General features: G+C 68.1%; 19 protein-coding genes. 15 read left to right on the top strand and 4 right to left on the bottom strand.

Features of this window, described 5'->3' with window-relative positions; translation table 11 throughout:
• Positions 1-89: 89 nt before the first annotated feature.
• The 8 genes from HCC78_RS17940 to HCC78_RS17905 all read left to right on the top strand — a co-directional run bounded on the left by HCC78_RS17940 (position 90) and on the right by HCC78_RS17905 (position 7,729).
• Positions 90-698, top strand: a complete 609-nt coding sequence (locus HCC78_RS17940) for a TetR/AcrR family transcriptional regulator (RefSeq protein ID WP_253949240.1) — start codon at positions 90-92, stop codon at positions 696-698.
• A gap of 111 nt (positions 699-809) precedes the next feature.
• Complete coding sequence (locus tag HCC78_RS17935) at positions 810-1,988, top strand: ABC transporter substrate-binding protein (protein WP_172330169.1); 1,179 nt, start codon at positions 810-812, stop codon at positions 1,986-1,988.
• A gap of 50 nt (positions 1,989-2,038) precedes the next feature.
• Positions 2,039-2,908 (top strand): branched-chain amino acid ABC transporter permease, encoded by an 870-nt coding sequence (locus HCC78_RS17930; RefSeq protein WP_172330168.1) that lies wholly within the window; start codon positions 2,039-2,041, stop codon positions 2,906-2,908.
• A 4-nt stretch (positions 2,909-2,912) separates the two neighbouring features.
• Positions 2,913-3,893 (top strand): branched-chain amino acid ABC transporter permease, encoded by a 981-nt coding sequence (locus tag HCC78_RS17925; protein WP_172330167.1) that lies wholly within the window; start codon positions 2,913-2,915, stop codon positions 3,891-3,893.
• Positions 3,890-4,654 carry an ABC transporter ATP-binding protein gene (locus tag HCC78_RS17920; RefSeq protein WP_172330166.1) on the top strand — a complete coding sequence of 255 codons (765 nt, stop codon included), beginning with the start codon at positions 3,890-3,892 and terminating at the stop codon, positions 4,652-4,654. Before HCC78_RS17925 ends, HCC78_RS17920 begins: the two co-directional genes overlap by 4 nt.
• The gene (locus tag HCC78_RS17915; protein ID WP_172330165.1) at positions 4,647-5,363 is read left to right on the top strand and encodes an ABC transporter ATP-binding protein; all 717 of its coding nucleotides are present in this window, start codon (positions 4,647-4,649) and stop codon (positions 5,361-5,363) included. Before HCC78_RS17920 ends, HCC78_RS17915 begins: the two co-directional genes overlap by 8 nt.
• 15 nt (positions 5,364-5,378) lie before the next feature.
• Entirely contained in the window at positions 5,379-6,347 is a 969-nt protein-coding gene (locus tag HCC78_RS17910) for a dipeptidase (protein ID WP_172330164.1), read from the top strand.
• Between the two features lie 89 nt (positions 6,348-6,436).
• Entirely contained in the window at positions 6,437-7,729 is a 1,293-nt protein-coding gene (locus HCC78_RS17905) for a sorbosone dehydrogenase family protein (RefSeq protein ID WP_172330163.1), read from the top strand.
• Positions 7,730-7,738: 9 nt separating this feature from the next.
• On the opposite strand, the gene HCC78_RS17900 is transcribed toward HCC78_RS17905, so the two are convergent.
• The 3 genes from HCC78_RS17900 to HCC78_RS17890 form a co-directional block, all read right to left on the bottom strand.
• Entirely contained in the window at positions 7,739-9,316 is a 1,578-nt protein-coding gene (locus tag HCC78_RS17900) for an oleate hydratase (RefSeq protein ID WP_172330162.1), read from the bottom strand.
• Positions 9,317-9,482: 166 nt separating this feature from the next.
• Positions 9,483-11,081 (bottom strand): caspase family protein, encoded by a 1,599-nt coding sequence (locus HCC78_RS17895; protein ID WP_172330161.1) that lies wholly within the window; start codon positions 11,079-11,081, stop codon positions 9,483-9,485.
• 78 nt (positions 11,082-11,159) lie between these two features.
• On the bottom strand, positions 11,160-12,014 hold the full coding sequence (locus HCC78_RS17890) for a LysR substrate-binding domain-containing protein (protein WP_172330160.1): 855 nt from the start codon (positions 12,012-12,014) through the stop codon (positions 11,160-11,162).
• Positions 12,015-12,114: 100 nt separating this feature from the next.
• Here HCC78_RS17890 and HCC78_RS17885 point away from each other — a divergent pair, with 100 nt between their 5' ends.
• From HCC78_RS17885 to HCC78_RS17855, 7 genes are all read left to right on the top strand, one after another.
• The gene (locus HCC78_RS17885; protein ID WP_172330159.1) at positions 12,115-13,095 is read left to right on the top strand and encodes a fatty acid desaturase; all 981 of its coding nucleotides are present in this window, start codon (positions 12,115-12,117) and stop codon (positions 13,093-13,095) included.
• Positions 13,092-13,934 carry a sugar phosphate isomerase/epimerase gene (locus tag HCC78_RS17880; RefSeq protein ID WP_253949239.1) on the top strand — a complete coding sequence of 281 codons (843 nt, stop codon included), beginning with the start codon at positions 13,092-13,094 and terminating at the stop codon, positions 13,932-13,934. The genes HCC78_RS17885 and HCC78_RS17880 overlap by 4 nt, the downstream gene beginning before the upstream one ends.
• Before the next feature lie 75 nt (positions 13,935-14,009).
• Positions 14,010-14,900: a LysR substrate-binding domain-containing protein gene (locus tag HCC78_RS17875; RefSeq protein WP_371743858.1), complete on the top strand. Its 891-nt coding sequence runs from the start codon at positions 14,010-14,012 to the stop codon at positions 14,898-14,900.
• A gap of 128 nt (positions 14,901-15,028) precedes the next feature.
• Positions 15,029-16,060 carry an ABC transporter ATP-binding protein gene (locus HCC78_RS17870; RefSeq protein ID WP_371743857.1) on the top strand — a complete coding sequence of 344 codons (1,032 nt, stop codon included), beginning with the start codon at positions 15,029-15,031 and terminating at the stop codon, positions 16,058-16,060.
• A 50-nt stretch (positions 16,061-16,110) separates the two neighbouring features.
• Positions 16,111-17,223, top strand: coding sequence for an ABC transporter substrate-binding protein (locus tag HCC78_RS17865; RefSeq protein WP_172330158.1), 1,113 nt, complete (start codon positions 16,111-16,113; stop codon positions 17,221-17,223).
• Between the two features lie 49 nt (positions 17,224-17,272).
• Entirely contained in the window at positions 17,273-18,088 is an 816-nt protein-coding gene (locus HCC78_RS17860) for an ABC transporter permease (protein WP_172330157.1), read from the top strand.
• The gene (locus HCC78_RS17855) at positions 18,085-18,900 is read left to right on the top strand and encodes an ABC transporter permease (RefSeq protein ID WP_172330156.1); all 816 of its coding nucleotides are present in this window, start codon (positions 18,085-18,087) and stop codon (positions 18,898-18,900) included. The genes HCC78_RS17860 and HCC78_RS17855 overlap by 4 nt, the downstream gene beginning before the upstream one ends.
• Here the strand turns inward: HCC78_RS17855 and HCC78_RS17850 are convergent.
• A complete protein-coding gene (locus HCC78_RS17850) occupies positions 18,891-19,790 on the bottom strand; it encodes a LysR substrate-binding domain-containing protein (RefSeq protein WP_172330155.1) in 900 nt (299 codons plus the stop codon). The genes HCC78_RS17855 and HCC78_RS17850 overlap by 10 nt on opposite strands.
• Between the last annotated feature and the right edge of the window lie 69 nt (positions 19,791-19,859).

Raw genomic sequence — 19,859 nt, 5'->3', positions numbered from 1 at the left:
AATCGCAGTCATTCCGCTGCAGTTCATGCCAAAGATGAACAGAATCATAAAAACCGGCCGAACGGTTTGTTAATGATCCGGTCATGACAATGACCAGACGCAGGACCCAGGACGAGCGCAGCGCGGAGACCCGCAGGCTGCTGCTGGAGGCGACGATCCAGTCGCTGATGGAGGTGGGCTACGCCAATACCAGCACGGCGGGCATCGCGCGCCGGGCCGGGGTGTCGCGCGGGGCGCAGACGCATCACTATCCGGGCAAGATGGACCTGATCGTGGCGGCGACCGGCGAGATGTTCGCCAATTTCGCCGACGGGCTGGAGTCGCTTGCCGCCGAGCTGCGGGAGGGCCGGCTCGACCTGGACGGCTTCTTCGAGGCGGCCTGGGACAATGTGCTGAAGGGGGACTGGTTCTATTCCTCGCTCGAGATCATCGTCGCGGCGCGCGGCGACAAGGAACTGCGCCGCCAGCTCGCGCCGCTGATCCTCGACCTGCACGAGAAGTTCGAAGCCACCTGGTCGCGCAGCTTCGTGGCCGCCGAGCCGGGGACCGTCTCGGCCCGGGTGGCGATGAACCTGGTGATGAACGTGTTCCGCGGCATGGCGGTGCAGGCCGTCCTGCGCCGCGACGAACGCTATTTCCGCGAGATGCTCGACGCGCTGAAAGCCGTCATCGCGGTCCATGTTCGGCCGGCGCCGTAGGAAGTGGCGCGAATAAACAAACCGACCGGTCGGCAAGTTAAGAATTTGCCAACCTAACCAGAAGCGGTGCCAAGCCGCGATCCTCCCCGACAGACCAACAGGAGCCAGAAGATGCGAACACTTGCCTCCCTGCTTGCCGCGCTTGCCGTAACGGCCGCGCCGGTGCTCGCCCAGGATGCGGAATGGGAGACCGAAGGTCTCACCGACGATGCCATCACCATCGGGGTGATGGGCCCGTTCTCGGGCAATGCTTCCTCCTACAGCAAGGCGCTGATCGGGATGATGGCCTATTACGACAAGATCAACGACGAGGGCGGCATCTACGGCCGCAAGCTGGTCGCCGTCCAGGAAGACACCGCCTGCGACAGCGCCAAGGGTCTGGCCGCGGCCAAGAAGCTGATCTCGCAGGACAAGGTCTTCATGCTGCAGGGCAATTCCTGTTCGGGCGTGGCGCTGGCGCTGCGGCCGACGATCGAAGAGTCGGGCGTGCCGTGGATCGTCGCCCATGCGGTCAGCGACTCGATCTCCGACCCGCTGGCGAAGAACATCTTCCACGGCGTGCCGACGGGCGGTGCCAACGGGCGGGCCATGGCGGCCTTCGTCCTGTCGAAGCCGGACACCGCGAATGTCGCGATCATCGAGCATTCGAATGACTGGGCGCACAGCTATTCCAATCCCGCCCGCGCCTATCTGGAAGAGCACGGCGTCACGCCGTCGCTGGACCTGACGATGGAGCGCGGCCAGACCGATGCCACTGCGCAGGTGCTGAAGCTGCGCCAGGAGAAGCCCGACTTCATCATCGCCGCGCTCTATGAGGCGGAGACCGCCATCTTCCTGCGCGACCTGAAGAAATACGGGATGGGCGACATTCCGGTGATGGGCACGGCCGGGACCGACCTGGAGAACACGCTGAAGCGCACCGGCGATTTCGACACGGTGAAGAACTACTACGTGATCCATTCCTACGTGGACAATCTCGACGGGCCGAAGATGGAGCCCTGGGGCGAGATGATCCACAAGTACTATCCAGACGAAGAGCTCTCGACCTTCTCCTTCGTCTCGATCGGCTCGGCCGAGGCGCTGGTCGAGGCGCTGAAGGCGGCGGGTCCCGAGCTGACGCGCTCCAAGCTGATGGCCGCGCTGGAAGAAGTCCGCGATTTCGACACCGGCATCCTCTCGGACCCGATCACGTGGACGCCGGAGGACCACCAGGGCGTCAAGGGATCGGCCGTGGCGGGCTTCGTCGACGGCACGCCGACCGTCCTGAAGGCCTGGGGCCAGCCCTACTGAGTGCCTGACCGCCGGGCGCCTGCGCCCGGCCTTTCCAAGGAGCAGACAAGATGCTGTTGCAGCTCACCCTGGGAGGGCTTTCCCAGGGCATGATCTACGCGCTCGTCGCGCTGTCGCTGACGGTGGTCTACCGATCGACCACGGTGGTGAATTTCGGCCATGGCGACTTCGTGATGGCGGGGGCGTTCCTCTCCTACGTGCTCGTCGTTCTGGCCGGGATCGCCTTCCTGCCCGCCGCGGTACTCGCCATGCTCGCCATGTTCGTCCTCGGCGTGCTCTTCAACCGCGGGCTGATCCGCCCGGTGAAGGGCGGGCCGCATATCGGGCTGGCGCTGATGTGCATCGCTGCCGGGTACCTGCTGCGCGGGATCGCGCGCATGGTCTGGGGGCGCGAGGTGCTGCCGATGCCCGCCGTATTCGACATGGCCCCGATCTTCCTCGGCGATCTTGTGATCACAGGCGATGCGGTCTTCATCATCTCCACCGTGCTGGTGCTGCTCCTCGTGTTCTTCGGGCTGCTGGCGCTGACCGATCTCGGCAAGATGGTGCAGGCGGTCTACCAGAGCCCGCGCGGCGCCCGGCTGATCGGGCTCAATGTCGAGCGCTTCGACGATTTCGCCTGGGGCGTGGGGGCCGCGCTCGGCGCGCTCGGCGGCATCCTCGTGGCGCCGGTCTCGCTGCTGCATCCCGATTTGGGGGCGTCCTTCCTGATCAAGGGTTTCGCCGCAATGACGCTCGGGGGCTTCGGCTCGCTGGGCGGCGCGGTGCTGGGCGGCGTGATCCTGGGCGTCGCTGAGCAATATGCCGGCGCCTATCTTGACAGCGCGCTGATCGAGATCACCGCCTATCTGGTGATCGTCCTCGTCCTCTTCATCCGCCCGCAGGGCCTGTTCGGCCGCAAGGCCGTGGTGAAGGTGTAAGCCGATGTCCAACATGCCCACCCCCCGCCAGCAGAACCTGCGCACCTATGCCTTCTGGGCAGTGCCCGCGGCGCTCCTCTTCCTGCCGCTGGCGACCAACGCCTATACCCAGTTCATCGTCAACGGCATGCTGATCTCCATCCTGGTGACGCTGGGCTTCTCCCTCGTCATCGGCAATCTCGGCCAGCTCGCCTTTGCCAATACCGCCTTCTTCGGGATCGGCGCCTATGCATCGGCGATCCTCTCGGCCAAGGCGGGGATCCCCTGGATCGTGACCGTCCCTCTGGCCGGGGCTGTCGGCGCCCTCGGCGGGCTCATCGCCTCGGCCGCCGCGCTGCGCGGCATCCGCAGCTACTACCTCGCCATCATCACCCTGGCCTTCGGCGAGCTGATGCGGTGGGCCTATCTGCATGCCAAGCCGCTGACCGGCGGCACAGACGGCATGCCCCTGCCGCGCGAGACGATGTTCGGCATTTCGCTGACCGACGACACGCTGAAATTCTACATCTTCCTCGCCGTCACGGTGCTTCTGGTGAAGGCCACGCTGAACCTTCTGCGCTCGCGCTTCGGCCGCGCGGTGATGGCGGTGCGGGAAAACGAGATCGCCACCGCCTCGCTGGCGATCCCGACCGCACGGGTGATCGTGACCACCTTCGCCTGGTCGGGGCTCGTCGTCGGCTGCGCCGGGGCGCTTTTCGCGCGCCATGTCGGCCATGTCTTCCCCGAGAGCTTCGGCATGCTGCAGCTCATCGCCTCCTTCGCGATGGTGCTGGTCGGCGGGCTCGGCTCGGTTCTGGGCGCGGTTCTGGGCGCGGTCCTGCTGACCGCTCTGCCCGAATACCTGCGCGCCTTCCCGGGGATGGAGGAGCTCTTCTTCGGCCTGATTGTCGCGGCCGTTCTGGTCGCGATGCCGAAGGGGCTGGCGAGCCTCCTGCGCCGGCTCTCGCCGGTCTTCACCGAACGCTACTACCGGGAGGCCCCATGACGCTGCTTCTGGAAACCCGCGGGCTCTCGGTCCGCTTTGCCGGGCTGACCGCGCTCGACGACGTGTCCTTCCGTCTCGACGAAGGCCAGATCCGCGCCGTGATCGGCCCGAACGGCGCCGGCAAATCGACGCTCTTCAACGCGATCTCGGGCTATGTCACGCCGACCTCGGGCAGCGTGCTGCTGAAGGGGCAGGAGCTGACGCAGCTCACCCCGCACGAGATCGCCGCCCGCGGCATCCGCCGGACCTTCCAGAATGGCGGGCTCTTCCCCGAGCTGACCGTGCTGGAAAACGTGCTGACCGGGCTCCATGCCCAGACCGCGGGCAGCTTCCTCGACATCCTGCTCGGCCGCTCGAAGGCGCTGAGGGCCGAGGCCGACGCCATTGCCCGCGCCCGCGACCTGCTGAAGCTGATGTCGATGGACCATATGGCCGATACCCGCGCGGGCGACCTCTCGGGCGGGCAGCAGCGCATCGTCGAGATCGTCCGCACTGTCGCCTCCGATCCGCCGGTGCTGCTGCTCGACGAGCCGGCGGTCGGGCTCTCGCCGGTGGCGAGGGCGCAGATGATGGAGATCATCCGGCGGCTCGCAGGCGAGAAGGGCGTCGGCATCCTTCTGATCGAACACGCGGTGGAGCTGGTCATGGCCGCGGCCGACCGTATCCTGGTGATGGCGGCCGGCGCCCGCATCGCCGAAGGGACGCCTGCCGAAATCCGTGAGGACCGCGCCGTGCTGGAGGCCTATCTCGGACATGCCTGACACGCCCCTCCTTCAAATCCGCGACCTGCATGCCGGTTATGGCAAGAAGCCGATCCTGCGCGGCGCGTCCTATGACGTGTTGCCGGGCGAATGCCTGACGCTGCTCGGTGCCAACGGCTCGGGCAAGTCGACCTCGCTCAACGCGGTCTGCGGCTTCGTGCGGCCCTCCGCGGGCTCCGTCCTCTTCGACGGCACCGAAACCGCCGGGCTGCCGCCGCATCGCATCTTTGCCCTCGGCATCGCCCAGGTCAGCCAGGCGCGCGACCTCTTTCCGGACCTCTCGGTCGAGGACAACCTGCGGCTCGGCGCGATGCGCCGCGGCGGGCGCGAGATGGCGGAGACGCTCGATCGCATCTATGCCCGCTTCCCCCGCCTGAAGGAGCGCCGCCGCCAGCCGACCCGCACGCTCTCGGGCGGCGAGCAGCAGATGGTCGCCATCGGCCGTGCGCTGATGTCGAAGCCGCGGCTGCTGCTGCTCGACGAACCCTCGGGCGGCTTGTCGCCGCAATTCTGCGAGGAAATCGCCCAGATCATCGACGCGCTGAAGCTCGAGGGCGTCACCATGCTGATGGTCGAGCAGAACCTCAACCTCGCCTTCCGCGCCGCCGACCGCTTCATCGTGCTGCGCGACGGGCAGGTCGTGGATGGCGGCGATGTCCGCGCCATGGCCGGCGATCACGACGCGATCGTGCGCAACATCTATCTCTGAACCAAGGACCAAGACATGACCACGCTGCACGATGACCTGACCGTTTTCGACGGGCTCATCATTTCGGACTGGGGCCGCCCGGTCTTCGAGGCGATGCGGGCGGGCGGGCTGACCGGCGCCAACTGCACCTGCTCGGTCTGGGAGAACTTCCGCGACACGATGCTGGAAATCGGCCGCTGGAACGGCATGTTCCGCGACCACGCCGACCTGATCGTCAAGGCCAGGACCGTCGCCGATATCCGCCAGGCCAAGGCGGACGGGCGGACCGCGGTGGTGCTGGGCTTCCAGAACACCTCGGCCTTCGAGGACCGGCTGGAGTTCATCGAGCTCTTCAAGGAACAGGGCGTCGGCATCGTCCAGATGACCTACAACACCCGCAACCTGGTGGGCTCGGGCTGCTACGAGACGGTCGATGGCGGGCTGTCGGATTTCGGCCATGAGGTGGTGGCCGAGATGAACCGCGTGGGCATCCTCTGCGATCTCAGCCATGTCGGGCCGAAGACCTCCGAGGACGTGATCCGCGCCTCCAAGCGGCCCGTCGCCTATAGCCACTGCCTGCCCGCGGGGCTGAAGGCGCATCCGCGGAACAAGTCCGACGAACAGCTCCGCTTCATCGCCGAGGCCGACGGCTTTGTCGGCGTGACCATGTTCCCGCCCTTCCTCGCCGCGGGAAACGGCGCGACGGTGGACGACTACGTCGCCGCCATCGACTACATCGTGAACCTCGTCGGCGAGGAGCGCACCGGTTTCGGCACCGATTTCACCATGGGCTACGGCGCGAAGTTCTTCGAGTATCTCAACCGCGACAAGGGCTATGCGCGCCAGCTCACCGATATCTGGGAAGTCGAATTCCCCGACGGGCTGGGCTCGGTCGCCGATTTCCCGAACCTGACGGCGGCGATGGAGCGCGCGGGCTGGTCCGAGACCAAGATCCGCCGGATCATGGGCGAGAACTGGCTCTCGCTGCTCGACCGCGTCTGGTAGCGCTCGCACATCCTGTCGCGGCAGGCGCAAAGGTGCTGTCGCGGCTGGTGCATCTCCGCTAGGCTGCCCCCGAGGAGAGGGGAGAAGCCATGGATTTCATAGCGAAAGCCACCGAACTGGTGGGCGGAACGGTCGCCTGGACGCGGCGCATGGGGTCGCCCGCGCATCAGGCCATCGGCCAGGCGCCGCAAATCCCCGAGGCCCGCAAGCAGGGGATCATGACCCTGAAGATGCCGGTGGCCGAGGGCTGGAAGGACGGGCGGCTGCCGGTCTGCGCGCCGGGGCTGAAAGTCAATGCCTTCGCCTCCGGGCTGGACCATCCGCGCTGGATCGAGGTGCTGCCGAACGGCGACGTGCTGGTCGCGGAATCCAAGGAGCAGCCGGCGCCGCCGAAGACGCTGATGGATCACGCCGCGCAGGCAACGATGCGCCGGGTCAAGGCGATCGGCACCAGCGCGAACCGGGTGACGCTGTGGCGCGATGCCGATGGCGACGGCATTGCCGAAATCCGCGAGGTCTTCGTAGAAAACCAGAACCAGCCCTTCGGCATGGCCTTGGTCGGTAACCGCTTCTATCTCGGCAATACCGACGGGATCCGGGTCTTCGACTTCGCGCCCGGCAGCACGGCATTGTCCGGCGAGGGCGAGCAGCTGGTCGATTTCAAGCCGCACGGCCATTGGACCCGCAGCCTGCTGGTCTCGCCGGACGGCGCCAGGATCTATGCCGGCGTCGGATCGCTGTCGAATATCGGCGATGCGGGCATGGAGGCCGAAGAGGGCCGCGCCGCGATCTGGGAACTGGACGTGGCGACGGGGCAGGCGCGGATCTTCGCCTCAGGCCTGCGCAACGCCGTGGGCATGGTCTGGGAGCCGGTCACCGGAAAGCTCTGGACCGTGGTCAACGAACGCGACGGGCTGGGCGACGAGACGCCGCCCGATTACCTGACCTCGGTCGAAGACGGCGGCTTCTACGGCTGGCCCTATTGCTACTGGGGCCGGACCGTCGACGACCGCGTGCCGCAGGACGCAGGCCTGGTCGCCCGCGCGATCACCCCGGATTACGCGCTCGGCGGCCATACCGCGTCGCTCGGCCTCTGCTGGATGCCGGAAGGCACGCTGCCCGGCTTCGGCGATGGCATGGTGATCGGCCAGCACGGCTCCTGGAACCGCTCCAAGCTCAGCGGCTACAAGCTGATCTTCGTGCCCTTCGAGAACGGCCGGCCCGCCGGCCAGCCGCGCGACATCCTCTCGGGCTTCCTGTCGGAGGACGAGAAGCTGGCCTATGGACGCCCGGTCGGCGTGACCATCGGGCCGGACGGCAAGTCGCTGCTGATGGCGGACGATGTCGGCGACGTCATCTGGCGGGTCACGGCCGCCGCCTGAGGCGCGGCCTCATCCCCGCAGGAACACTCCGGCCGCGCGCATCAGCACCCTCGGGTCGAGATCGGTGCGCGCGACCGGCGGCGGCGGCGTGCAGCGGCCGGTCAGCCCGGCGACCGCGGCGCGGGCGGCGCGGACCGAGTATTCCACAGTGAAGACGCAGTCGCGCTCCTGCTCGCAGAACTGGCCCATCACCGCGACGTTGCCGATGTCCGGCGGGCAGACAAGCGGACGGTCGCCGGGGCGGCGCGGCATGAACTGGCTGGTGATGAACGGCATCCGGCAGGGGCGGATGCGGGCGTTGCGGAACCAGCCGGCCTGATCCTCGGACAGGTGCAGCTGGCCGCAGAGTTCCGCGGCGATTTCGTCGCCGGTGGCCTCCCACATCGGCTTCCGCACGAAGTCGCCGGGCCGGTCGCCGCGCAGCCCGTAGCCCCAGAAGACCTGCTTCCCCGGGGCCTGGCCGCGGAAATGCGGCTGGTGGAACAGCACGATCGACAGCACCCAGCCCGAGCCTGCGAAGGTCACAAGCCCGCCCGTGCCGGTGCGGTTGCCGGTATGCGCCTCCATGAAGGCGAAGAAGCCGGGATCTTCCATCGTGACAGTGAAGGAGTTCCAGGCGCTCAGGCGCGGGTCGCCGCAGAAGGCTTCGGGCCGGCCGAAGCCCGGCTCCGCCGCGGCGAGGTTGCGCCACAGCCTCCAGGACGGCCCCTCGCGGTCTTCCTGGCCCGGCGCGGCATCGTTGCTGCCCAGGACCGCGCCGTCAGTCATCGAGCCCAGCGTCAGGTAGACCTTGTCATCCGCGCCGAGCGGCACCGCCGTGCCATCGTCCAGGACCAGGTCCGTTGCGCGGCGGCTGCCGGGGCTGCCCGCGAAGCGCAGATCGGCGATCGCTGTGCCGGTTTCGATGCGCACGCCGCGCGCTTCCAGCCAGCGCTGGACCGGCAGGATCATGGAATCGTACTGGTTGTAGCGCGTCCGCAGGATCCCCTCGATCCGGGTGAAGCCGGGAAAGAGATGGATGAACCGCTTGAGATAGCGCCGCATCTCGGCAGCGGAATGCCAGGGCTGGAAGGCGAACATGGTCGACCACATCAGCCAGAAATTGCTGTCGAAGAAGGACGGGCGGAACCAGTCCTCGATGCGCCGCGCCCCCAGCGCGGCCTCCGGCACCAGCGTCAGCCGGGCGATGTCAAGCTTGTCCATCATGCGCAGCGAAAGCTCCGCGCGGTCCGGCGCGGGCCGCCCGTCACGGACCAGCCGGCACTTGCCCGATCCCGGCACCGCGCGGTTGAAGGCGAAGATGTCCTCGGCGGCGGAGACCGCCGGATCGTCGGCAGACGGGATGGAGCCGAGCAGGTCGAGCGTGCAGGCGAAATGCGGCTCGAACATGCGGCCGCCGCGGACCAGGTAGCCGGCGTCCGGGCCGCCGCTGGCATCGAGCGAACCGCCCGCCACCTCCGCGGCGTCGTAGATGCGGATGTCTTCCCCGCGGGTCCCCGCATCGCGGATCAGGAAGACGGCGGCGGCCAGCCCGGCAATGCCGCCCCCGGCGATGTGATGCAGTCCGGACGGCGTGTCTCGTGTCATGGCGTGTCCTCCCCGGCACGGAAGGATCCTGCCATGGCGCCGGGGGGCGGTCGTTGATCCCGGTCAAGCACCCGCCAGGGGCCGCGCCCGGTTCAGATGGCGCGGGACTTGGGCTCCGGCCCGGGGGGCGCAGGGCCCGCCCGGCAAGCGGCCCGGTCCGCCGCCTTTAGCCCGCCTTGCGGCCATGCACGGTGCAGGTCGACGTGCCCTTGGTGGTATAGCTCAGACCGTCCGGCGCCATCTGGCCGCTGAAGGTGTTGGTCTTGGCCGGGAAATAGGATTTGCCGCTGATCGCCAGCCCGCTGAGCGTCATCTCGGCGGTGCCGTGCTGCCCGAGCGAGTCCGAGATCTCGCCGCGGAAGAAATTCGGCTGCGTCTCCCTCAGCCGCACCGTGCCCGTGACGCGGAGGCCGAAGGCACAGGTTGCGCTGAAGGACCAGGACCCGGCCATGGTGGGTCCGCGCACGGCCCTGGGCGGCTCCGGGGCAGGGGGCGCTGCGGTGCTGCAGACCGGGCCGGTCTGGGCCTCGACTGCCTTCAGGGCGGCCTCGAGTCCCAGATCCCCTTCCGCCAGATCCGCCCCGCTTTCGCGGATGAACCGGGCAAAGGCGCTGCGCGTCCGCGGACCGGCAATGCCGTCGGCGGCGCCGGCGGCGCAATTCGCCCGGTTCAGCGCTGCCTGGGTGGCGCGGATGATGTCCTCGCGGCTCCGCGCGGCCATGGCGGGCGGTGCTGCCTCCTGCCCGGGGGCGTCCTCTGCCGGGGGCTCCGGCGCCGCGGCATCCCGCGCGCTCGGTCCCGCTTCGGAGGCAGCCGCCCCCTCGCGCAGCTGCAGGGCGAGTTCGTAGGTGTATTCCCCGCGCCGCGCGGCATGGCGCTCCAGGAAGATGTCCCAGGCCGCGGGCGTGCCGATCTCGCGGGCGAGATCGAAATCCTCCCGCATGCGGTCCGCGCCATCGCCGCCCGGCTGCGTCTCCGCCGCCGGCCGGTTCGCTGGCGGGGCGAAGTAGAACGCGCCGATCAGCTCGTCGTAATAGGCCGGCACCTGCGCGTGCTGGACCGAAAGCGCCATGTCGCGCACCTCGATCCGCAGATCGGCCACCATCTCGCGCAGCTCCAGCCCCGGCTGGGGCAGCCGCTTCAGCAGCGCGCGGGTGAAGACGGAATTCGCCGCGCCGGTCTCGCCCGGCAGATGGTCGAGCGCGAGCTGCCCGGCCCCGGCGGAGAAGATCACGAAGCTGCCCTGCGGCGCGGCGATCCGGCCGAGCCCGCGGGTGGCGCCGATGCTGCGCCCGGAGGCCGTCGCGAAGGGGTTGTTGCGGCAGGCGTCGATGATCGCGATGACCGTGCGGGCGCCGGTCGCTCGGACGCGGTCGAGCAGCCCGGACAGCGCGATGGACTCCGACTTGACGAAATCGCTCTCGCCCGCGCCGGGAACCAGGATATCGGCCGGCAGCAGGTAGTTCTCGCCGTCGATCTCGACCCCGTGGCCGGCGAAATACACCACTGCCGTGTCGCCCGGCTGGAGCCGCGCGGTGAAATCCGAGATCTTGCGGTTCATGTCGCGCCGGCCCGCATCGGTCGCGGTCAGCGTCTCGTATCCCTGCTGCCGGAGCGCATCGGCCACGGCGGTTGCATCGGCGACGGCCAGCGCCAGCTGCGGCACGTTCGCATAGGCGTCATTGCCGATCACCAGGGCCATCCGGTTCTGGGCAAATGCCGGACCGGCGGCCAGCCAGGCGCAGAGAAGCAAGATGATCCGCATCGAAATATCCCGTCCAAACCTGGGCCAGTGTGGCACGGATCCGCGGCCATCCCAACAGCGGGCGGGACGCGGCGGCAGTCAGGCGGCAATCTCGGCCTTGATCCAGTCGATGAAGGCCTGGGCCGGATCCGAGGCGCCGCCGGGCGGCGGGGCGATCCAATAGGCTGCGCGGGCGGGCATCTCCGTCCCGAAGGGGCGCACCAGCCGCCCGGTGCTCAGCGCCCGCGCGCAGGTCAGGCTGTCGCCCAGGCAGAGGCCCAGCCCGGCCTCGGCGGCGGCATACATCGCGAGGAGCCCGGTGAAGGAGATGCCCTCGGTTCCCGGACGGAGCCCGGAGCCTGCCGCTTCCAGCCAGCGCCCCCAGTCGGCCGGTCCGTCGAGATGCAGCAGCATGTCCGGCCGCAGCCCGCCGATGGCGATCCCGCCGCCCTCGTAGAGCAGCTCCGGCGCGCAGACTGGAAAGAACGCGACCCGCAGGAGCAGCTCGGCCCCCGGCGGCGGGCTGTCGGTGAAGCCGATCCAAAGGTCCGCGCGTGGCGGCTCCTCGCCCGAGGCGAAGCTGGACAGGGTCAGCGCCACGTCCGGGCAGAGGCCGAGGAACCGCCGCAGCCGCGGCGCCAGCCAGGTTGCCGCCAGCCCCGAGGTCACGGCCAGATCGAGCGTGCCGCCTGCCGCGCCGATCCCGCGATGGGCGTCGCGCAGCGCCGCGAGCCCGGGCCGTATCGCGGCGACATAGCGGTGCGCCTCGCCGGTCAGCCTGAGACCCCGGCCCTGCGCTTCGGCCAGGCGGAAGCCCAGCCGCGCCTCCAGCGTGCGCAGCTTGTGGCTGACCGCGCTGGGGCTGAGATTCAGCTCCGATGCGGTGGCCGCGACCGAGCCTGTCCGGGCCAGGGCGTCGAGCATTTCAAGGGCGGATATCGGCGGCAAATTCATGCAGAAAATTCATCTTAATGGCAAATCAATGTCAATAGACGTGCAAATTATTCAACATTAATCTGTATCGAACATTTCCGCGCCACGACAGGGGACCAGGATGGAAGCGAGCTTTTCGCGCAGGAAACTGCTGGAGCCGGCAGAGCTGAGGACGCTGGCAGAGCGGTCGGACCTGAAGGGCTGGCTGCAGCTCGGCAGCCATCTGGGCGCGATCGCCGCCGCGGCCTGGCTGCACGCGCTGGCCATGGGGACATGGTGGGTTCTGGCCACCGGGCTGGTGCTCGGCGTGCTGGTGAATTTCCTCTATGCCGCGCAGCACGAGCTGTCCCATGCCACCGTCTTCGCCACCCGCTGGCTGAACGAAGCCTTCGGGCGGATCATCGGCTTCTTCATGCTGTTCCCGCGCGATTTCGACCAGGTGATGCATTTCGCCCATCACCAATGGACGCAGGACTGGGAGCGCGACGGCGAACTCGTGCGCGAGCCCTACACGCTGGCCACCTACCTCCTGTGGCTGTCCGGGATCACCTATTGGCGCAACCGCATCCTCGGCATCGTCCGCCGTACCCGCGGCGTCATCGTGGAACCCTTCATCCGTCCGCAGGAAGAGGCGCGCATCATCCGCGAAAGCCGCATCCATCTGGGCCTCTACGCCGCGGTCCTGATCGTCTCGCTGGCGACGGGCAGCTGGATCTGGCTCACCTTCTGGATCCTGCCGATGGTGCTGACCAAGCCCGTCCACCAGCTGCAGAACACCATCGAGCATCTCGGCCTCAGCCACGAGGACTCGATCCTCGAGAACACCCGCTCCACCCGCGCCAATGCGCTGGTCCGCTGGCTCTGCTGGCAGATGCCGTACCACACCGCGCACCACACCTTTCCCTCGGTGCCGTTCTGGAAGCTCGGCGAGCTGAACGCGAAGATCGAGGCGAAGGCCGGCGGGGTCTGGCAGATGGGCTGGATCGAGTTCCAGATCGAGGTGATACGCAAGCTCCGCGCCAAGGACGAAAGCCAGTACCCGATGAACGAGGTCTGGGTCGTGCCGGTGCGCGGCCGCCCGCTGCGGGTGATGGCCGAATGACCCGGCGCCTCGACGTCTATACCGCCCTCTGGGCGATGCAGCCGCATGACCAGTCCGGCGTGAAGCTGCCCTACGAGCAGGTGGTGGAGAAGGTGGCCGGGGCGGGCTATGCCGGCATGGCGTTGGATTTCGGCGCTACCTCTGCGGAGGACATCCGCCGCATCCAGCCGATGATGGCGCGCGCCGGGCTGACGCCCTTCCTGGTGGACTTCCCGAAGACGGTGGAGGGCCTGCGGCCGACGCTGAGGATGGCGAAGGACTTCGGCGCGCCCTTCGTGGTGGTGATCGGCCAAGTGATGCCGCTGTCCGTCGAGGGCATGATTCCGGTGATCCGAGCCTGGATCGAGATGTCGGAACAGGAGGGCATGCCGGTCCTGTTCGAGACCCACCGCAACTGCATCACCAACGACCTCTACGCGACGCTGCTGCTTCTGGATGCCGTCCCCGAGATGCGGCTCTGCGCCGACCTTTCGCATTACGTGACCGGCCGCGAGATGAGCTTCCCGATCCCCCGCCGCGAGATGGGCCACATCTCCCGCATCCTCGCGCGTTCCGACAGCTTCCAGGGGCGTGTCGCCGGGCGCGGGCAGATCCAGCTCCCGCTCGGCTGGCCCTCCAGCCGCAAATGGGAAGATCTGTTCCGCGGATGGTGGCGCGAGGGGCTGGCGGGCTGGCGCGCGCGCAACGCGGACGGCACCTGCATCTTCCTCTGCGAACTCGGGCCGCCCGATTATGCGCTGACCGGCCCGGACGGGCGCGAGATGTCCGACCGCTGGGAAGAGGCGCTGGTGCTCAAGGGCTGGGCCGAGGAGATCTGGGCGGAGCTGGAAGCCGGCTGACCGGGACTTGCCGTCCGCCCCGCGCCCCGTATGATCCGGCGGGTTGCGGATCAGGGCAGGAGGCCGGGCTTGCGGGTGCCATCGATGAATGCGCTGCGCGCGCTGGAAAGCGTCGCGCGGCTGGGCTCGATCTGGCAGGCCGCCGAAGAGCTGAACCTGACGCGCAGCGCGATCAGCCACCAGCTGCGCCTGCTGGAGCGCGAGCTGGATTTCGACCTGACCATCCGCGTCGGCAACCGCATCGAGCTGACCCCGCGCGCGCGCGACTATGCCTCCGACGTGCGCCGCGCGCTCAGCCTGATCTCGGCCTCGGGGACCCGCGCCGGGCGGCACGGGATCAGCGGCACGCTGCATGTCAGCTGCCCGGCAGGCTTCGCCTCCGCCTGGCTCTGCCAGCATCTGGGCGATTTCGTCGAGGCGAACCCGGATGTCACCGTCTCGCTGGTCACGCCGATGCGCATCGACAGCACCGCCAATCCCGAAATCGACACGTTCATCACCTTCGGCCATGACGGCCGTGCCGACCTGGTGGTGGAGCCGCTGCTGCCGGTCGAGTTCACCCCGCTCTGCACGCCGGACTATCTCGACCGGATGGGCGGCTTCGTCGATCCCGGCAGCCTGCAGCGCGCGACCTTGCTGCATATCGGCGATTTCGCCGACTGGGAAAGCTGGATGCGCCTCGTCGGCCTGCCGCCCGAACAGGCGCATCGCGGCATCTGCTTTTCGGGGATGAATGTCGCCCATTCCGCCGTGCTGGCGGGCCAGGGGGTGGTGATCGGGGACATGGTGCTTTGGGGCCATGCGGTGGAATCGGGCCAGCTGGCCCGGCCCTTCCCCGGAAAGCTGCATTCCGATACCGGCTACTATCTCTGCACGCCTTCGGAAAAGCTGGAAAATCCCGTGGTTGACGCCTTTCATACCTGGCTGAAGCAGGAGTTGCGGAAGAATTCATCCCTGCTGAAATGAGCGACGTAACGGCAAATGAAATTTGCCAAGACGGCGCGAAAGTTTCATTTGATTCTCCTGTTTGATCCTCCCTAGGTTGGCCGCGGGTGCTGCGGCGCCCGTTTCCGAAGCAATCCGGCGAGGTCAGGGTGACAGCTCCAGCACAGATCGAAGCGCGCGGCATCCACATGCGGTTCGGCCATTTCAGCGCGCTCCAGGACGTGTCGCTGACCGTCCAGAAGGGCGAGTTCCTGTCGCTTCTCGGGCCTTCGGGCTCAGGCAAGACGACCTTCCTGACCGTGCTGGCCGGGTTCTACGAACCGAGCGAGGGCAGCCTGATGCTCGACGGGCAGGACATGACCCATGTCCCGCCGGGCAAGCGCGGCTTCGGCATGGTGTTCCAGGGCTATGCACTGATGCCGCATCTGACCGTGGCCGAGAACATCGCCTTTCCGCTCAAGGTGCAGAAGCGCGGGGCGAAGGAGATCAAGGCGCGGGTCGAGCAGATGATCGCCATGGTCGGGCTCGAGGGCCACGGCCACAAGAAGCCCGCCAAGCTCTCCGGCGGCCAGCAGCAGCGCGTCGCGCTCGCCCGCGCGCTGGCCTACGAGCCGTCGGTGCTGCTGCTCGACGAGCCGTTCTCGGCACTGGACAAGAACCTCCGCCTGCAGATGCAGGAGGAACTGCGCCGCCTCCACCGCGAGCTGGGCACCACCTTCGTCTTCGTCACCCATGACCAGGAGGAGGCGCTGGCGCTCTCCAGCCATGTCGCCATCTTCGAGAAGGGCCGGCTCCAGCAGATCGGCACGCCCGAGGATGTCTACGAACGCCCGGCGAACCGCTTCGTCGCGGAGTTCCTCGGCGACATCAACGTCTTCCCGCTGGCGGGCGGCGCAGTGGGCGGACGTCCGATCCTTCTGCCCGAGGCGGCGGGGCAGGGCAGCGACCTCGCCATCCGGCCCGAGCACATGCGCCTGGGCCTGACGGAGCCCGAGGGAAACGCGCTGCCGATGCGGGTCACCGACCGCATCTATCTCGGCCCCTCGACCCGGCTGATCCTCGAAGGCGCGGGCGGCGTGCCCGCCACCATGACGCTGCCGACTGCGACGGCCGCTCCGGCGATCCGCGAGGGCGCGCAGGTTTGGCTCGGCTGGGACGCGCGGGACAGCTTCGTCATCTGACCCCTTCCTCCAAGACATAACCGAAGACAGACAAAACGACAGGGAACCCCATGAACAGCCATTTCCGTAACGACTGCGCCGAGATCCTGCGCGAACGCCATCAGAAGGGCCAGATTTCGCGCCGCACGCTGCTGCAGGGGCTCGGCCTCCTGGCCGGCACTTCGGCGCTGGGGCTCGGTGCCGGTCGCGCGCTGGCCGTCGGCCAGAAGCTGGTCTTCGTCAACTGGGGCGGCGACGCGGTCGACGCGATGGGCGAGGCCTTCGGCAAGCCCTTCACGGCGGAAACCGGCGTGCAGGTGCTGTTCGACGGCTCCGGCCCGACCGAAGGCGCGATCACCGCACAGGCCGAAAGCGGCCATCCGACCTGGGACCTGGTGGATTGCGATCCGTTCTCCGGCCAGGCGCTCGGCAAGAAGGGCTACATGGCGCCGATCGACTGGTCGGTCGTGGACGAGTCCAAGATCCGCCCCGGCTTCAAATGGGACTACGCGGCCTCGACCTATTTCTATTCCTACGTCATCGCCTATGACACGACGGCCTATGACGAGCCGCCGGCCTCGATGGCCGATTTCTTCGACACCGAGAAATTCCCCGGCAAGCGGTCGATGTACAAATGGGGCGCGGGAATGTGGGAGGCGGCGCTGCTGGCCGACGGCGTGGCGCCTGCGGACCTGTACCCGCTCGATCTCGAGCGCGCCCATGCCAAGATCGCGGGGTTCAAGGACAATGTCGCGGCCTTCTGGGGCGGCGGCGCCGAAAGCCAGACGCTGCTGCTGGGCGGCGACGTCACCATGGCGCTGATCTGGAGCACCCGCGCCAAGGTCGTCCATGCCGATACCGAGGGCGAGATCACCTTCATCTGGGACGAGGGCATCGTCGCGCCGGGCTCCACCGGGGTCCTCGCCAACAACCCCGCCGGGCCGGAACTGGCGATGAAGTACATCGCGGCGGGCCAGTCGCCCGAGGGGCAGGCGAAGCTGTTCGAGCTGCTGGGCAACGGTCCGGCCAACCCGGCGGCGGACGCGCTGATCCCCGAGGAGATGAAGCCCTTCAACCCGACCGATCCGGCGAATTTCGACAGGCAGATCCCCCTCGACATGGCCTGGTACGAGGAAAACTATAGCGCGGCGCTCGACGCCTACCTGAAGATCATCTCGGCCTGAGCCGGTCCCGCCGCCCTCTGCGGAGGGCGGCCCTCAACGGGGGTCCCCCATGCTGGCGCGCGCCGTCCTCATCCTGCCGCTGCTCCTGTTCCTCGGAGCGAGCTATATCCTTCCCTTCCTCGGCATCGTGCAGCTTTCGGTCACCGGCGACGAGCCGGGGCTGACGCTTTCGCATTACGGGACCGCCGTCTCCGACCCGCTGGTGCAGAGCGTCTTCTGGCGCACCCTGCGCGTCTGCGCCTCGGTCACGGTGCTGTCGGTCGCGGCCGCCTATGTCGTGACCTTCCTCTGGGTGCGGGGCAGCGCGCTGACCTCGCTGCTGGTCGAGCTCTGCATCATGATCCCGTTCTGGATCTCGGTGCTGTCGCGCGCCTTCGGCTGGCTCGCCATGCTGTCGAACCGCGGCATGATCAACACCTGGCTGAAGAAGGCCGGGCTGATCGACATGTCCCTGCCGCTTGTCCATAACGAGTTCGGCGTGATCGTCGGCATGACGCACTACCTGATCCCCTTCGCCGCCTTTCCGCTGGCCGCCGCCATGCGCAATGTCGACGAGCGCGTCCTGCTCGCCGCCGAGGGCATGGGGGCCTCGCGGATGCGCACCTTCTGGCAGGTCTTCGTCCCGATGACCCGCAGCGGCATGATGGGCGCAGCGCTCCTGGTCTTCGTCTTCTCGATCGGCTTCTACGTCACGCCGGCGATCCTGGGCGGCGGACGCAGCGTGATGGCGGCAGAGCTGATCTACCTGCGGCTCTTCCAGATCCCCGACTGGGGCCTCGCCACCGCGGTCAGCGTGCTCCTGATGGCCGCCATCGCCGGCATTCTCGTCACGCTGATGCGCCGCTACGGAGACCTCGCGAAATGACCCGCTTCCGTCCCGGCCTCGCGCTGTCCACATCCGGCGCGCTGGTCTCGGTCTTCCTGCTGATGCCGCTGATCGCCGTGGTGCCGGTCAGCTTCACGCCCAAGCGCTTCCTGTCCATGCCCGCGGGCGAATGGTCCGGCCGCCATTACGAGGCGCTGCTGAGCGATCCGGCATGGATCGGCAGCGTGCTGCTGTCGGTGAAGATCGGGCTCGCCTCCGCTGCCTTTTCCTGCCTGCTGGCCACTGCCTTCTGCATCGGCATCTGGCTCTTCAAGCCGATCTTCTCGCAGGTGATGACCGGGCTGGTGCTGCTGCCGATGGTGGCGCCGCCGGTGGTGTCGGCGCTGACGCTCTACTTCTTCCTCAACCGGCTGACCCAGTGGAACGGCGTGATCGCCTATGACACATGGGCGGGCGTCGCGCTGACCCATTCGGTGATGAGCGTGCCCTATGCGGTGGTCATGGTCTTCGTCGCGCTGTCGCAGTTCGACCGCCGGATCGACCTTGCCGCGCAGTCGATGGGGGCGTCCCTGCGGACCCGCATCTTCTCGGTGATCCTGCCCAACATCCGCTTCGGCATCGGCGGGGCGTTCTTCCTGGCGTTTCTGCTGTCCTGGGACGAGATCGGCGTGACGCTCTTCGTCACCTCGGTGAACGCGATCACCCTGCCCAGGCGGATGTGGATGGGGCTGCGGGACAATATCGACCCGTCGATCGCTGCTGTCTCGGTGATCCTGATCGTGCTGGTGACCGCGGCGACGCTGATCCGTGCCGGGCTGCAGTACCGGGCCAAGCGCGCCGCTCAGGGCTGAGCGGCGCCTTCGGCCAGCAGCCACTCCGCGAAGGCCCGGCAGGCGGGCCCGGCCTCCGCTTCCGGCGCGATGGTCATGTGATAGGCCGTGCCGAGGTCCAGCTCTCCGCCCGGCCAGCGCGCCAGCCGCCCCTCGGCCTCGATCCCCTCGGTGATCGAGCGCCAGCCGAGGATCAGCCCCTGGCCATGCAGCGCCGCCTGCACCGCCTGCACATAGGTGTTGAACATCAGCCCGCGGCTGCGCGGCGCGGGCAGGCCGCTGAGGCGGCAATACTCGGCCCAGCCGGTCCAGTGCCGCGCGCCTTCGAATTCGACATGGATCAGCGGCGCCATGTGGAGGCCGGTCCCGGCCTCTGCCAGCCGCGCGACCAGTGCCGGATGGCCGACCGGGCAGATGCGTTCCGGGAACAGAACCTGCGTCGTTCCGTCGGTCCAGCCGCCGTCGCCATAGCGCAGCACCACATCCATGCCGGGTGCCCGCCGCTTCAGGTCCGAGGGCATCGCCTGGACGTTGATCAGGATGTCCGGATGCGCCGCGTAGAAGCCCGAGAGCCGCGGCATCAGCCAATGCGTCGCCATCCCCACCGTGCAGGCCACGGTCAGCGCGGGCGCCTCCCCGGAGGCCGACGCGCGGATCGAGGCGATGGCCGCCGAGATCAGCCCGATCCCCTCCCGCACCGCCTGCGCCAGCTGCTGGCCCGCCTGCGTCAGCCGCGCGGGCCGCACCGTGCGGTCGAAAAGCGCCACGCCGACATGGTCCTCCAGCGCCTTCAGCGACTGGCTGACCGCGGGCAGCGACACGTTCAGCTCGGCGGCGGCCGCGCGCATGGAACCGGCACGGTCCACCGTCTCGAACACGGTCAGCAGGCGCAGCGGCGGCAGGGGTTCCATAAGTTAAGAGATCCATTAAGTTGAGTTTGGTTTTAACGATCTACCAGAACCACGGAACCTTGTGCAATC

The organism is Mangrovicoccus sp. HB161399, assembly GCF_013184745.1.
Taxonomy (GTDB): Bacteria; Pseudomonadota; Alphaproteobacteria; order Rhodobacterales; family Rhodobacteraceae; genus Mangrovicoccus.
Note: the sequence above shows the minus strand (reverse complement) of the source record. Positions and strands in the feature narration are given on the sequence as shown.

Coding starts and splice junctions, on each gene's coding strand:
- HCC78_RS17940 (WP_253949240.1), top strand. CDS start 90: ATGACCAGACGCAGGACCCAGGACGAGCGCAGCGCGGAGACCCGCAGG.
- HCC78_RS17935 (WP_172330169.1), top strand. CDS start 810: ATGCGAACACTTGCCTCCCTGCTTGCCGCGCTTGCCGTAACGGCCGCG.
- HCC78_RS17930 (WP_172330168.1), top strand. CDS start 2,039: ATGCTGTTGCAGCTCACCCTGGGAGGGCTTTCCCAGGGCATGATCTAC.
- HCC78_RS17925 (WP_172330167.1), top strand. CDS start 2,913: ATGTCCAACATGCCCACCCCCCGCCAGCAGAACCTGCGCACCTATGCC.
- HCC78_RS17920 (WP_172330166.1), top strand. CDS start 3,890: ATGACGCTGCTTCTGGAAACCCGCGGGCTCTCGGTCCGCTTTGCCGGG.
- HCC78_RS17915 (WP_172330165.1), top strand. CDS start 4,647: ATGCCTGACACGCCCCTCCTTCAAATCCGCGACCTGCATGCCGGTTAT.
- HCC78_RS17910 (WP_172330164.1), top strand. CDS start 5,379: ATGACCACGCTGCACGATGACCTGACCGTTTTCGACGGGCTCATCATT.
- HCC78_RS17905 (WP_172330163.1), top strand. CDS start 6,437: ATGGATTTCATAGCGAAAGCCACCGAACTGGTGGGCGGAACGGTCGCC.
- HCC78_RS17900 (WP_172330162.1), bottom strand. CDS start 9,316: ATGACACGAGACACGCCGTCCGGACTGCATCACATCGCCGGGGGCGGC.
- HCC78_RS17895 (WP_172330161.1), bottom strand. CDS start 11,081: ATGCGGATCATCTTGCTTCTCTGCGCCTGGCTGGCCGCCGGTCCGGCA.
- HCC78_RS17890 (WP_172330160.1), bottom strand. CDS start 12,014: ATGAATTTGCCGCCGATATCCGCCCTTGAAATGCTCGACGCCCTGGCC.
- HCC78_RS17885 (WP_172330159.1), top strand. CDS start 12,115: ATGGAAGCGAGCTTTTCGCGCAGGAAACTGCTGGAGCCGGCAGAGCTG.
- HCC78_RS17880 (WP_253949239.1), top strand. CDS start 13,092: ATGACCCGGCGCCTCGACGTCTATACCGCCCTCTGGGCGATGCAGCCG.
- HCC78_RS17865 (WP_172330158.1), top strand. CDS start 16,111: ATGAACAGCCATTTCCGTAACGACTGCGCCGAGATCCTGCGCGAACGC.
- HCC78_RS17860 (WP_172330157.1), top strand. CDS start 17,273: ATGCTGGCGCGCGCCGTCCTCATCCTGCCGCTGCTCCTGTTCCTCGGA.
- HCC78_RS17855 (WP_172330156.1), top strand. CDS start 18,085: ATGACCCGCTTCCGTCCCGGCCTCGCGCTGTCCACATCCGGCGCGCTG.
- HCC78_RS17850 (WP_172330155.1), bottom strand. CDS start 19,790: ATGGAACCCCTGCCGCCGCTGCGCCTGCTGACCGTGTTCGAGACGGTG.